This is a genomic window from Lacrimispora sphenoides, assembly GCF_900105215.1.
Taxonomy (GTDB): Bacteria; Bacillota; Clostridia; order Lachnospirales; family Lachnospiraceae; genus Lacrimispora; species Lacrimispora sphenoides_A.
Genome location: NZ_FOIP01000002.1, coordinates 1,386,353 through 1,399,096 on the forward strand (window position 1 = coordinate 1,386,353; position 12,744 = coordinate 1,399,096).

Sequence of the window (12,744 nt, forward strand, 5' to 3'; positions counted from 1 at the left end):
CTTCCGGGAGGAGATAAATTTGGAGACCCGTTTGCTGAAAAAACAGATGACTGCAGCCTACCAGTACTCCTATGTAAGACTGGTGCTGAATTATTATACTTTATTTGAAACCGTAGGGGAGGAGCCGGTGATTCCGGAGAGGATTATTGCTTACTGTCTGCAGCTTAACGGGCTGCTAAAGGAGCATTTTTTCGGAAAAGATGTGGAAGAGGAGCTGCTTAAGCTTCGTGAGAGTATCACTCATGAAGTGGAGGTTCTGACTTCCTACACAGACTGCTTTCAGATTTATGAATATGTTATAAACCGCCTGGAACGGAAGTTTATGTCTTTGCCGGAAACCGAAGGTGATGATGAAAGCTTTGCACAGCGCCTTATGGGATTCGTAACGGATACAAAGGAAACGGCCGTTATGAACGGAAGGATCAGGCAGATCATCGGGCAGCTTCCGGTCCGACTGACAAAACAGAAGTTTTTCAGTCTTGTCATGGAAGGATTGTCCGTTTACATTGGTTCTCCCATAGAGAATCTTAAGGATATGATGTATAACCTCCGCGGGTCGTCCATGGTGAAGCTTCCTTCAGGAATGGAAGAAGGGCATAAGGAACTTTTTGAGCTTCTGGAACAGTTCCGTCTTATGGATTACGGGAATATGACCGCTGAAGGCTTTGAAGAAGCTTCTGAAAAACTTGGCCTTGCCTGCGAGGGGCTTATGGATGAATCCGGCCTTTATATCATGCTCCAGGACATTATCAATGATTTTTGTGTTCTTATATTTGCAAGACCGGAAGCAGTTGTTGATGTAATGGAGGAAGAACTTTACTTCTCCATGGTTGAGGAGATTTTAGAAAAGTTCATAAAAGAAGATTATTCCCCTGCAGGAGAAGCGTTTTTTGACAGGCTTACTCAGCTGGAGGGAAGGCAGGAAGCTTATTTTGAGCGGTATTTAAGGACCGAACTGCCGGAAGAGAGCAACGATTGGAATAAAGATCCGGATTACGTGAAAGCTGTAAATGTAGACAGGCTTTTATCCGGAAGTTCTTTTGTGGAATTAAAAAGCCGGGACGAGCGGAAAGAAACAGGTAAAGCGGATAATGCGGCTGTTGTTGACCGTTCCTATCTGGAGAAAACGGCGAAGGAGTATTTTAAAGAGCTTGAGGAAGTATTCTCTGGCGTCTCCAGACCTGTGATCCGGTCCATAATGGCGAAGGTTTTATCAGACCTGCCTGTCTATTTTAATTCAATTGACGAAATACAGGAATATATTGTAGGAAGCTTAAAAAGCTGCCTGGATGAAGCGGAAAAGGAAACTTGCAAGGAATTATTGGAAGAGCTGATGGATGATGAAAATAAGCTGGTTTGACCGTTTGTACGTAGGCGAGAAAGCGAAGAAGAAACGTTACCGGATTATTCAGGGAATCCGCAGGTCAAAGCCTGGACCAGGGATTTATGTGATTACGCCTGCTGCAAATGGGAATAATATACTTGATATCTATCCGGCAATGACACTTTTGTGGCCTCTTTACCGGGAGGAGGAATTTCTCATTTTAGGCATTGCGTCCGGTTACTGGGAAGCGTTAGAGGTGGCCGGGAATATCATCGGTGATATGTACCGGAAAACTGGAGGCTTCGATCTGCCTGCCTTTATAGGGATGGAAGCCGGTAAGGTGTGAGGTGTTCATGCTTCATATAATATTGTTTATACTTAAAATTTTAGGGCTGCTGGTGCTTATCGTATTAGGGCTCGTCCTCGCTGTTGCACTGCTAATCCTTCTGGTCCCGGTACGGTACCAGGCAGAGGGATCCTATGACGGAAAGGTTAGGGGGAAAGCCAGGATTACCTGGCTGCTACATATCCTTTCCGTATCAGCTCAGTACGAGGAAGACTTAATCGTGAGGGTCCGGATTTTGGGATTCCGCATAGGAAAACCCAAAAAGATGGATTCAGAGCTTAAGGAAGCGGAAGATATTATGGTTCAGGCCATGGAAATAATGGAACCGGAACCCATAAGAGAAGCACTGGAAGTGAAAGATGAAATTCATGACAGGGTCAAGGAAGGACCAAAGAACCTGCCGCCTCCAAAGGAGGAGTTAAGAAGTCCGACGCCTCCAAAGGAAGAACCAAAAAAGAAAAAAGGATTCCGGGTCATGGGAGTGTTTGAAAAGCTAAAGAAGAAGGTTCTTAGGGCTTTTACAAAACTTAAGTTTTTTTTCCTGCGGATCTGTGATACACTGAGAACAATAAAAGACAAAAAAGATGAGATTTATGCCTGGATTTCCAATAAGGAGAACCAGAAGACAGGAAAGCTGCTTTTTAGACAGGTAAAAAGATTGGTCCGCCATATCCTTCCCCGCCGGGGAAAGGGAAATATAACCTTTGGCTTTGATGATCCGTATCTGACCGGTCAGGTGCTCACCTATGCAAGCGTTATTTATCCGCTTTGCCATAAGCATTTGAACCTGTATCCGGTTTTTGACCAGACTGTGTTTACGGTGGAAGGAACGTTTCGCGGCAGGATCCGTATGGGAACGGTTCTTCTCATTGGATCGCGGATGCTGTTGGATAGAAATTTCAGGCGTTTGTTAAAAGGATGGCTTCATAAAGGAGGAATTGCTTAACGTGGCAGAGAATAATTTTACATCTACGGTAGAGTCGCTGTTTAAGGGAATGGATTCTTTTGTGGCGACAAAAACTGTGGTAGGAGATGCGGTAAAGGTGGATGATACGATCATTCTGCCTTTGGTGGATGTGACCTGCGGCATGGCCGCCGGATCCTTTGCGGGAGATACAAAGCATAACGGGGCAGGAGGCATGCATGCAAAGATGAGCCCCAGTGCGGTGTTAATCATTCAGAATGGAGTAACAAAGCTGGTTAACATCAAACAGCAGGATGCTGTAACGAAAATTCTGGATATGGTACCGGATTTTGTCAATAAATTTGCCGGTGGAACAAAAGAGGTTTCCCCGGAAGCATTAAAGGTGGCGGAGGAGATGGCTGCTTCTGAAGAGAAACAAAAAGCGGAAGAATAATAAAGGGATAAGCCGCATAGGATGTCATATAGCCTGAATGGATTGAGGGATGATATGAGAAGAGTATGCGGACTTATGCTGTTCTGCTTTGGAGCGGGCATGGCAATTCTGCTTTTTATCCCGGCGACTATCGTAACGATCCTTTTTATTATCGGATGTCTGGTACTGGGATATAACCTGTTCTGCTGCTGAATAAGCAATGCTGTTAAAAATAAATGAGGCCAGCCTTATAAAAGGTCCGGCCTCATGAAAAAAGACAAAAAAATACTCCTGACTGTTATCAGCCAGGAGTTTCCTTCGATTAAGCTCTTTCAACTAATCCGGATCTTAAGCAGGAAGTACATACGTACATCTTCTTATTAGCGCCGCCATTAACTTTAACTTTAACGGACTTCACATTTGCTTTCCACATCTTATTGGATCTTCTATGGGAATGGCTCACTGCGTTGCCAAAGTGAGCAGCTTTTTCACAAATTGCACATTTAGCCATGATTGCACCTCCTTAAAAGCGACTTGGACTTTTTATGGTTGAAAAATCCACAACAAATGTATGATAACAGAAAACACATGGATTTGCAAGTGAAAATTAAAAATTTGTTTCTTTTTTTGGAAAAATAATGTATAATCAAAACAGACAGAAAGAACGGAGGTAGAGACTATGAAGGGTTATATTAATAATAGACTGGGCGAAATCCAGGTAAGCCCTGATGTTATCGCTATGTATGCCGGAACGACCGCAGTGGAATGCTTCGGTATCGTCGGTATGGCGGCTGTCAGCATGAAAGACGGACTTGTTAAACTTTTAAAACGGGAAGGCCTGACTCACGGAATCAATGTGAACATCCAGGACAACCATATCACCATCGATTTCCATGTAATTGTAGCCTATGGGGTCAGCATTTCTGCGGTGGCGGATAACTTGATTGAAAATGTAAAATACAAAGTAGAAGAATTCACAGGTATGACAGTAGATAAGATTAACATCTTTGTCGAAGGCGTAAGAGTGATTGATTAAGGAGGAAACTACCCGTGGGTATGAAGTATATAGACGCCAAAATGCTGCAAAAGGCATTTCTGGCAGGAGCAAAAGGACTGGAAGCAAAGAAAGAATGGATTAATGAACTGAATGTGTTTCCAGTACCGGATGGAGATACCGGAACCAACATGACCATGACGATCATGGCGGCGGCAAAGGAAGTGGCTGCCATTGAGAATCCTACCATGGAATCGTTAGCAAAAGCAATTTCCTCCGGTTCATTAAGAGGAGCGAGAGGAAACTCCGGTGTGATCCTGTCCCAGTTGTTCCGTGGTTTCACAAAAGAGATCGCTACCGCCAATCAGGTAACTGCCACCGTTTTAGCCAATTCCTTTGTGCGGGCAACAGAAACTGCTTATAAAGCAGTCATGAAACCCAAAGAGGGAACCATTCTTACTGTAGCCAGAGGAATGGCAGAAAAGGCTGCGGAGCTGGTCACCGAGACAGAGGATATCCTTGAGTTCTGTCAGAAGGTAATCGAACATGGTGATTATGTATTAAGCCAGACGCCGGAGATGCTTCCGGTTTTAAAGCAGGCCGGAGTAGTAGATTCCGGCGGCCAGGGCCTTATGCAGGTAATGAAGGGTGCCTTTGATTGCCTGTCGGGCAAAGAGGTAGACTTATCTGTAGAGGTTGAAAAGCGCCCGGTTGATACTGCCGGAGCCTCAGGGGCTACAACTGCTGACATTGATATCCGGTTCGGCTACTGTACCGAATTTATTATTAATCTGGAAAACCACTATGATGATAAGAAGGAACACGATTTCAAGGGATACTTAGAATCTATCGGTGATTCCATTGTGGTTGTTTCAGACGATGACGTGGTAAAAGTCCATGTTCATACCAATGATCCGGGACTTGCAATCCAGAAGGCCCTTACTTATGGCTCTTTATCCCGCATGAAGATCGATAATATGAGGGAAGAGCATCAGGAAAAATTAATTAAAGAATCAGAAAAGCTTGCAGCGCAGCAAAAGGCTGAGAGCGAAAAAAAGGCGGAGCAGAGAAAACCCTATGGCTTTATATCCGTATCGGCAGGGGAAGGACTTGATGAAATATTCCGGGGGATCGGCGCAGATTACCTGATTCAGGGCGGTCAGACCATGAACCCAAGTACAGAGGATATGTTAAATGCCATCGAAAAGGTGAATGCCGATACCATCTATATCCTGCCAAACAATAAAAACATCATATTGGCTGCCGAGCAGGCCAAAAGCCTGGTGGAAGACAAGAAGGTTATTGTGATCCCTTCAAAAACCATACCACAGGGCATTACTGCCATCATCAATTTTGCTCCGGATTTATCACCGGAGGATAATGAAAAGATCATGACAGCAGAGATGTCCCGAGTGAAAACCGGACAGGTTACCTATGCGGTCCGCAATACCATGATCGATGATATTGAGATCCGGGAAGGGGATATCATGGCGCTTGGCGACAGTGGTATTTTGGCTGTTGGAAAGGAAATTGAGTCCACAGTGTTAGAAGCCATGGAAGCCATGGTGGAAGAAGAATCTGAATTAGTGACCGTTTATTACGGCAAGGATGTCAAAGAAGATGAGGCAAAAGAGCTTAAGGAAAAAGCAGAAGAGTTGTTTTCCCATTGCGAGGTAGAGCTTCATGCAGGCGGCCAGCCAATTTATTATTATCTCATATCAGTAGAATAAAAAGAGCCAGCGGCATTTTATATACCGGGCAGACGAGGCCTGTCTGCCCGGTTTTGCTGTGCAGGGAAAAAGAAAGGAGGGGAACCCGTCTTTGAATGGTGAGTCAATTGATTCCTTAAAGGGAATCGGTGAAAAAACAGGGAAATTGTTTCAAAAGGTGGGAGTGATAACCGTTGGGGATCTTCTGGAATATTATCCAAGGGCCTATGACACCTATGAGGAGCCTTGCCCTATTGGGGAGCTTAAACCGGATCAGGTGATGACTGTGGCCGGTATGCTTTACAAGACTCCGGATGTTAAACGGTACAGCCATATCCAGGTCATCACAACAACTTTAAAGGATATGACGGGAACTCTTTTGCTCACCTGGTACAATATGCCCTATCTTCACTCCACTTTAAAAGCAGGAACACGGGCTATTTTCCGGGGCAGGGTGGTGAAGAAAAGCGGACGTCTTACCATGGAACAGCCGGAGGTATTTACGGAAGAAGCCTATGAGCAGGTGGTGCATTCCATGCAGCCTGTTTATGGACAGACCAAGGGGCTGAGCAATAAAACCATTGTAAGAGCTCAAAGACAGGCGTTAAGCCTCCGGAGTATGGTACGGGATTATATGCCTGCTGAATTGCGAAAAAAACACGAACTGGCGGAATATAATTTTGCTATTGAACATATTCATTTTCCGACGGACCGGAGCGAACTGCTATTTGCCAGAAAAAGACTGGTGTTTGATGAATTTTTTCTTTTTCTCATGGCGGTCCGGCGTTTAAAGGATGGCAGAGAGGATAAAAAAAGTGCTTATATTTTAAGCCTCTCTCCTCAAGTAGAAGCCTTGAGGAAAAGTCTTCCCTATTCTCTTACAAATGCCCAGGAAAAGGTTTTAAATGAGGTATACGGCGATCTGTCGGGAGGCAGGGTCATGAACCGGCTTATTCAGGGAGATGTAGGCTCCGGTAAGACGATCATTGCCATACTCGCCCTCCTTCAGGCAGCGTATAACGGATATCAGGGAGCTCTTATGGCGCCTACGGAAGTACTGGCAAAGCAGCATCTTGAATCCATGACAGTGCTGTTTGACGCGCATCAGATCGACAAAAAGCCCATACTTGTTACAGGCTCCATGACGGCAAAGGAAAAAAGGATTGCATACGAAAAGATAGCTTCCCATGAGGCGGATATCATAATCGGAACCCATGCCCTCATTCAGGAGAAGGTGGTATACGATAATCTGGCACTGGTGATCACCGATGAACAGCATCGGTTCGGAGTCGGCCAACGGGAAATGCTGGGTAAAAAGGGAGAAGAGCCTCATGTTCTGGTTATGAGCGCAACGCCCATCCCACGAACCCTTGCCATTATCATTTACGGGGATCTGGACATCTCTATTATTGATGAGCTACCGGCAAACCGTTTGCCCATTAAAAACTGTGTGGTAGATACCGGCTACCGGAAGAAGGCCTATGAATTTATCCAGAAAGAGATAGCAAGCGGCCGGCAGGCCTATGTGATCTGCCCTATGGTAGAAGCCAGCGAGATGATTGATGCGGAAAATGTAGTGGATTATACGAAAACCTTAAGAGAGGCACTTCCGGGAATTTCTGTGGAATTTCTTCATGGGAAAATGAAGCCTAAGGAAAAAAACGGGATCATGGAAAGATTTGCAGGTGGGGAAATTAAAGTTTTGGTTTCCACTACTGTAATCGAAGTAGGAGTGAATGTTCCCAATGCAACGGTAATGATGATTGAAAATGCAGAGCGCTTCGGGCTGGCTCAGCTTCACCAGCTGAGAGGGCGTGTAGGGCGGGGAAAATATCAGTCTTACTGTATTATGGTAGGAGCTTCGGAACAGGAAGGGACGAAAGAACGCCTGGATATCTTAAACCAGTCCAATGACGGCTTTTTTATTGCCTCAGAGGATTTAAAGCTTCGGGGACCCGGCGATATTTTCGGAATCAGGCAGAGTGGGGATCTGGAATTTAAACTGGGGGATATTTTTACGGATGCAAACCTGTTAAAGACTGTATCAGAAGAAGTGAAACGGCTTTTTCATGTGGATCCGGAGCTGGAAAAAGAGGAACACCAGGAACTGAAAGGCAAGCTGCAAGAGTATCTTGAGAAAAGCTATGATAAGCTTAATTTGTAGTTATAATTATCTGGTTTTTTGATTTTTGCAGAAAATATTTGCAATAATCGACTGCAAATGATACACTAATTTACGTAAAATTATGAATGCAAGGAAACAGGAGGAATGTAATGAGTAGAAAAGCCTTAAAATTTGATGCAAAGGATGCCATGAGGGATGCGCTGGTAAGTCCTATTATAGTTACATTAATAATGGGTGTCATCATGGTTATATTATCTGCGGTGCAAGGTTTTTTGGATATATGGCAGAAAATGATAGACAATGCTGGCGCTTATGATTTGGGCCAGACCGGAGCATTTGCAGTCAGCAGCATTATTTTTTTAGTTATTAATATTGTTGTTAGCACCATTATCCAGTTTGGGTATCAGTCTTACTGTTTAAAAGTTGCTAACAGGGATGATACTATGTCATATGGGGATTTATTCGGATCTGTAAGGTATTTGTTAAAAGCTCTGGGATTGATTCTCATGGTGTCTTTACTTACTTTTTTGTGGACATTGCTTTTAATCATTCCGGGAATTATAGCTGCTTACCGCTATTCACAGGCTGTTATTATTATGGTTGAGGATCCAAGTAAAGGTATTATGCAATGCATTCGTGAAAGTAAGGAAATGATGGTAGGACATAAGTGGGAATTCTTTGTTCTGGAGCTGTCCTTTATTTTATGGCAGCTTTTAGGCCTTGTCACCTGCGGTATTGCTTTCATTTATGTATATCCTTATATGAAGGTTACTTTTACTAATTTTTATAATGCAATAAAGCCTAATACGGTTGTATTTGAGGAAGCGACTGTAATTGAGTAAAAGATAAAAGGGTTCAAACTTTTTTAAGAGGTTGAACCCTTTTGTACGGTAAACGAGTGGAGGAGCACGGAAGATGAAGTGTGTGATAATTGGAATTGCCGGAGGAACCGGCTCAGGGAAGTCGACCTTTACCAACCGGTTAAAGGATGCATTTTGTGATGATATCGCGGTTATTTATCATGATAATTATTATAAAAAGCAGGATGGAATCTCTTTTGAAGAGAGAAAGAAAATGAATTATGACCATCCCGAAGCTTTTGAAACAGAGCTTTTGCTGGATCAGCTTCGAAAGCTTCGGGCAGGTGAATCGGTTGATTGTCCTGTTTATGATTATTCCATGCACAACCGTTCTCAAAATGTGGTGAAGGTGGAGCCTAAAAAGGTTATTTTAGTCGAGGGGATCCTGGTTTTTGCGGATGAGCGCTTAAGGAGCATGTTTGATATAAAAATCTTTGTGGAGGCTGACGCCGATGAACGGATCCTTCGCCGGGTGATCCGGGATGTAAAGGAAAGAGGCCGGGATATCGAGGGTGTTGTGGAACAGTATTTAACCACAGTTAAGCCTATGCATTATTTGTATGTGGAGCCTACGAAACCAATGGCAGATGTTATTATAAACAGCGGCATGAATGAGGTTGCGTTTCAGTTGGTGAAAACGAATATTGAAAAGATATTGGAGTCTGTTAATTAGGGTTAATAATGTATCTGCATGAGAATGTTTTTGAGGGCTAGATTTTTTTCCAGAAAAAAACATTTTACGAAAAACCTTCTAGTGTATTTCATTCTATTCCAGCCATAATAGGAGTGTAGCACAAAACAACCATGAATTATTAAAAAAACAAAATCATGGTGAATAGATGAAAAGGAGGCATATCATTATGTCAGGTAGATCTAATACTACAAATGTACCAGAGGCAAAAGAAGCAATGGATCGTTTTAAAATGGAAGTAGCTAGCGAGATTGGTGTTCCGTTAACCAACGGTTACAACGGTAACTTAACTTCTGCTCAGAACGGTTCCGTAGGCGGTTATATGGTTAAGAAGATGATCGAAGCCCAGGAAAGACAGATGGCAGGTAAATAATCTGTAAAAAACAATGAAACACCCTTCGAATATAACAAGAAATAACATTTAGTCCAATAGCATGGACGATTGAAGGGAAGCAGGAGTTGCAGTTTCGTAACTGACAATCAGTTATGGGGGCTGTGGCTCCTGTTTTTTTTGATTTGGGGTGGGATGGTATAGGTAGGGTTGGTGCGGTAGTTGAGTCCGCCATGGAACCCTGACTGCGCGGAGCGCAGTCAGGGTCGCGGGCTTCGCCCTATGAAAAAATACAGAAGTTCAGGTGCTTATGTGCAAGCACAACGCGCCTGAATTTCTGCATTTTTTCACCATGGCTCATTGCTGGCGCGAAAAATCAGTTGTATATCTGCCGATTTCATACTATAATGGTTTGGAAAAATAAAGTGAGGAATTGTTATGAGAGTAATTGCCGGAAAAGCCAGGAGGCTTGTTTTGAAGACGATAGAGGGGCAGGATACGCGGCCTACGACAGATAGAATTAAAGAAACACTTTTTAATATGATACAAGGGGACATGCCTGACTGCTGTTTTTTGGATTTATTCTCTGGCAGTGGGGCTATCGGAATTGAGGCACTGAGCCGGGGAGCCAGGCTGGCGGTTTTTGTGGAACAGAGTCCGGGGGCAACGGAATGCATCCGTGAGAATTTAATGACCACCAGGCTGGAGGATGGCGCCATTGTGATGAACTGTGACGTTATGACAGGACTTGGAAGGCTGGAAGGGAAAGGGTATGTATTTGATTTTATATTTATGGACCCTCCCTATAATCAGGATTGGGAAAAAAAGGTTTTGCAGTATCTGGCTGATTCCCGGCTGATTGATGAGGACACGACGATGATTGTGGAAGCTTCTTTAGAAACTTCTTTTGATTTTTTGGAGAATCTGGGATACCGGATGATAAGGGAAAAGAATTATAAAACCAATAAACATGCTTTTATAGCAAGGAAAGAACTATAAGAAATTGCTCAAAATACATGGACAATAATAAGGAAGAGGAAGAGACCATATGAGAAAAGCAGTGTATCCGGGAAGCTTTGATCCGGTGACGTTTGGTCATCTGGATATTATAGAACGTTCTGCCAGGATGTCGGACCATCTGATCATAGGAGTTTTAAATAATAATTCAAAAACTCCGTTGTTTTCTGTAGAAGAACGTGTTAATATGTTAAAGAGCCTTACGAAACACCTTCCCAACGTGGAGGTGGAGTCGTTTGGAGGACTTTTGGTAGATTTTGTACGAGCCAAACAGGCGGATGCAGTGATTCGCGGGCTTCGGGCTGTAACGGATTTTGAATATGAATTGCAGATCGCACAGACAAACCGGGTCATGGCCCCAGAAATTGATACTGTGTTTTTGACGACGAATTTAAAATATTCTTACTTGAGTTCCAGCATTGTGAAGGAGATCGCCGCCTATGGTGGAGAGATAAACACGTTTGTACCTGCATGCGTTGCAGAGCGTGTAATGAAGAAGATGGAAGATAGAATGAAATAAAAGTAAGGAGTGTTCGTATTATGATGAGCAGAATTGAACAGTTAATCGGTGAAATTGAAGAATATATTGACAGCTGCAAATACCAGCCGCTCTCCAACAGTAAGATTGTGGTCAACAGGGATGAACTTGAAGAGCTTCTGGTAGAACTTCGTCTGCGCATTCCGGATGAAATCAAGCAGTATCAGAAGATCATAAGCAATCGTGACGCCATTATGAGTGAAGCCCGCCAGCAGGCGGATTCTATTTTGGCCCAGGCCAATGCTCAGACAAATGAGTTGGTTAATGAGCATGAGATTATGCAGAAAGCATATACCCAGGCCAATGATATTATTGAACAGGCTAACAGCCAAGCCCAGCAGATCGTGGAACAGGCGGTTTCTGACGCCAACGGAATCAGGCAAAGCTCTGTCCAGTATACGGATGACATGTTAAAGAGCCTTCAGACTATTATCAGTCATTCCATGGAAGGAGCTCAGGGCCGTTTTGATGCCTTTATGACTTCCATGCAGTCAAGCTATGATATCGTCTCCTCTAACCGCCAGGAGCTGACAGGAGCTGTCATGCCCGTGGAAGGAACGGAAGAAAACGGGACAACAGAATAAAAAATATGATGGTAAGGAAGCTGTGAAGTACTTTCCAAGCTACATAGTGCCGGATGGATAATCCGGCATTTTTTATAACACTCTTTGTCTGAAAGATGCCGGATAATCCTCCAAATGCGGTTACGGTTCCGATCCATAAGCCTGTAGAGACTCCTGAAAAGGCCTGGGAAACAGCCTTGATTCCTGTGGTCATTTCAACAAATCCCAGGATAAGGGCCTTATACTGGGGGAGGTCTATGGGAATCGTAGTTATGTAGAGGGCCAGGATGGAAAAAAGCATGATATATCCCCCAATTTTTACCATGACTTCGCAGGAATCCATTAAGCTGTCATCAAAGGATTTGGAAGATTCTCTGGTGACCGGAAGGGACAGGGCAGGTCCGTTTATGCCATAACAGCTCCGGGCTGCAATGGAAAGAGGAATTATGGGCAGGTAAACGCAGACAAGAAGGAGCCAGACTGGTACGGCTGGTGGAAGCCCTCCGGCAGCATAGCCTAATAAAAACATGGGGCTGGGATGATTGCAGATGGCTAAAAGGTATCTTCCTTCTTTTTCCGAGATACGTCCATTATCCATGAAATCACTGCAGGTTCTGGCTCCCATGGGATAACCGCAGAGAAGTCCGGAAACAAGGGTATAGCTTCCGGCATCCGAAAGGCAAAAGAATCGATGCAGGATCCTTCTGAAGGGGAAAATAAGGATGCGGATTGCATTTAAGGCAACAATGACATTGGAGCAGATCATAAAGGGCAAAAGAGTGGGTATCACTACAGAGCCCCATAAAACAAGTCCGTTTCTTGCACCTTCAAAGGCTGTGGACGGAAAACGGAGCAATAGAATTAAGGCAGCAACGGAAAGCAGACGGAAGAAGGATTTTTTCATGTACA

At 43.9% G+C, this 12,744-nt stretch carries 16 protein-coding genes; 14 read left to right on the forward strand and 2 right to left on the reverse strand.

The annotated features are described in order from the left end of the window. Positions 1 to 19 precede the first annotated feature (19 nt). Genes BMW45_RS23155 through BMW45_RS28135 form a run of 5 tightly spaced genes read left to right on the forward strand, consistent with a single transcriptional unit; the run spans position 20 to position 3,220 of the window. A complete protein-coding gene (locus BMW45_RS23155) occupies positions 20 to 1,360 on the forward strand; it encodes a hypothetical protein (RefSeq protein WP_092249521.1) in 1,341 nt (446 codons plus the stop codon). Further along, positions 1,338 to 1,670, forward strand: a complete 333-nt coding sequence (locus BMW45_RS23160; protein WP_330390863.1) for a hypothetical protein — start codon at positions 1,338 to 1,340, stop codon at positions 1,668 to 1,670. Before BMW45_RS23155 ends, BMW45_RS23160 begins: the two co-directional genes overlap by 23 nt. A gap of 7 nt (positions 1,671 to 1,677) precedes the next feature. Continuing rightward, positions 1,678 to 2,616, forward strand: coding sequence for a DUF2953 domain-containing protein (locus BMW45_RS23165; RefSeq protein ID WP_092249524.1), 939 nt, complete (start codon positions 1,678 to 1,680; stop codon positions 2,614 to 2,616). Between the two features lies 1 nt (position 2,617). Then, positions 2,618 to 3,028 carry a GerW family sporulation protein gene (locus BMW45_RS23170; RefSeq protein ID WP_025233000.1) on the forward strand — a complete coding sequence of 137 codons (411 nt, stop codon included), beginning with the start codon at positions 2,618 to 2,620 and terminating at the stop codon, positions 3,026 to 3,028. A 54-nt stretch (positions 3,029 to 3,082) separates the two neighbouring features. Then, positions 3,083 to 3,220 (forward strand): hypothetical protein, encoded by a 138-nt coding sequence (locus BMW45_RS28135; RefSeq protein ID WP_013272624.1) that lies wholly within the window; start codon positions 3,083 to 3,085, stop codon positions 3,218 to 3,220. 109 nt (positions 3,221 to 3,329) lie between these two features. On the opposite strand, the gene rpmB is transcribed toward BMW45_RS28135, so the two are convergent. Continuing rightward, positions 3,330 to 3,518, reverse strand: a complete 189-nt coding sequence (gene rpmB / locus BMW45_RS23175; RefSeq protein WP_025233002.1) for a 50S ribosomal protein L28 — start codon at positions 3,516 to 3,518, stop codon at positions 3,330 to 3,332. Positions 3,519 to 3,686: 168 nt separating this feature from the next. Between rpmB and BMW45_RS23180 the strand changes: the two genes are divergently transcribed. The 9 genes from BMW45_RS23180 (at position 3,687) to BMW45_RS23220 (ending at position 11,856) form a co-directional block, all read left to right on the forward strand. Then, on the forward strand, positions 3,687 to 4,043 hold the full coding sequence (locus BMW45_RS23180; RefSeq protein ID WP_054737680.1) for an Asp23/Gls24 family envelope stress response protein: 357 nt from the start codon (positions 3,687 to 3,689) through the stop codon (positions 4,041 to 4,043). Positions 4,044 to 4,057: 14 nt separating this feature from the next. Next, complete coding sequence (locus BMW45_RS23185) at positions 4,058 to 5,731, forward strand: DAK2 domain-containing protein (protein WP_092249527.1); 1,674 nt, start codon at positions 4,058 to 4,060, stop codon at positions 5,729 to 5,731. Between the two features lie 91 nt (positions 5,732 to 5,822). Then, entirely contained in the window at positions 5,823 to 7,874 is a 2,052-nt protein-coding gene (gene recG, locus BMW45_RS23190; protein WP_092249530.1) for an ATP-dependent DNA helicase RecG, read from the forward strand. A 110-nt stretch (positions 7,875 to 7,984) separates the two neighbouring features. Beyond that, a complete protein-coding gene (locus tag BMW45_RS23195; RefSeq protein WP_092249533.1) occupies positions 7,985 to 8,677 on the forward strand; it encodes a DUF975 family protein in 693 nt (230 codons plus the stop codon). A gap of 73 nt (positions 8,678 to 8,750) precedes the next feature. Further along, entirely contained in the window at positions 8,751 to 9,368 is a 618-nt protein-coding gene (gene udk / locus BMW45_RS23200; protein WP_092249536.1) for a uridine kinase, read from the forward strand. A 187-nt stretch (positions 9,369 to 9,555) separates the two neighbouring features. Beyond that, entirely contained in the window at positions 9,556 to 9,759 is a 204-nt protein-coding gene (locus BMW45_RS23205; RefSeq protein ID WP_038281954.1) for an alpha/beta-type small acid-soluble spore protein, read from the forward strand. Between the two features lie 396 nt (positions 9,760 to 10,155). Then, on the forward strand, positions 10,156 to 10,716 hold the full coding sequence (gene rsmD / locus BMW45_RS23210) for a 16S rRNA (guanine(966)-N(2))-methyltransferase RsmD (RefSeq protein ID WP_092249539.1): 561 nt from the start codon (positions 10,156 to 10,158) through the stop codon (positions 10,714 to 10,716). A 49-nt stretch (positions 10,717 to 10,765) separates the two neighbouring features. Beyond that, the gene (gene coaD / locus BMW45_RS23215) at positions 10,766 to 11,254 is read left to right on the forward strand and encodes a pantetheine-phosphate adenylyltransferase (RefSeq protein WP_025233008.1); all 489 of its coding nucleotides are present in this window, start codon (positions 10,766 to 10,768) and stop codon (positions 11,252 to 11,254) included. A 20-nt stretch (positions 11,255 to 11,274) separates the two neighbouring features. Then, a complete protein-coding gene (locus BMW45_RS23220) occupies positions 11,275 to 11,856 on the forward strand; it encodes a vacuolar family H+-ATPase subunit H (RefSeq protein ID WP_025233009.1) in 582 nt (193 codons plus the stop codon). Here BMW45_RS23220 and BMW45_RS23225 read toward each other — a convergent pair. Next, positions 11,813 to 12,739: a nucleoside recognition protein gene (locus BMW45_RS23225; protein WP_092249542.1), complete on the reverse strand. Its 927-nt coding sequence runs from the start codon at positions 12,737 to 12,739 to the stop codon at positions 11,813 to 11,815. The two genes, BMW45_RS23220 and BMW45_RS23225, sit on opposite strands and share 44 nt — an antisense overlap. Positions 12,740 to 12,744: the final 5 nt, after the last annotated feature.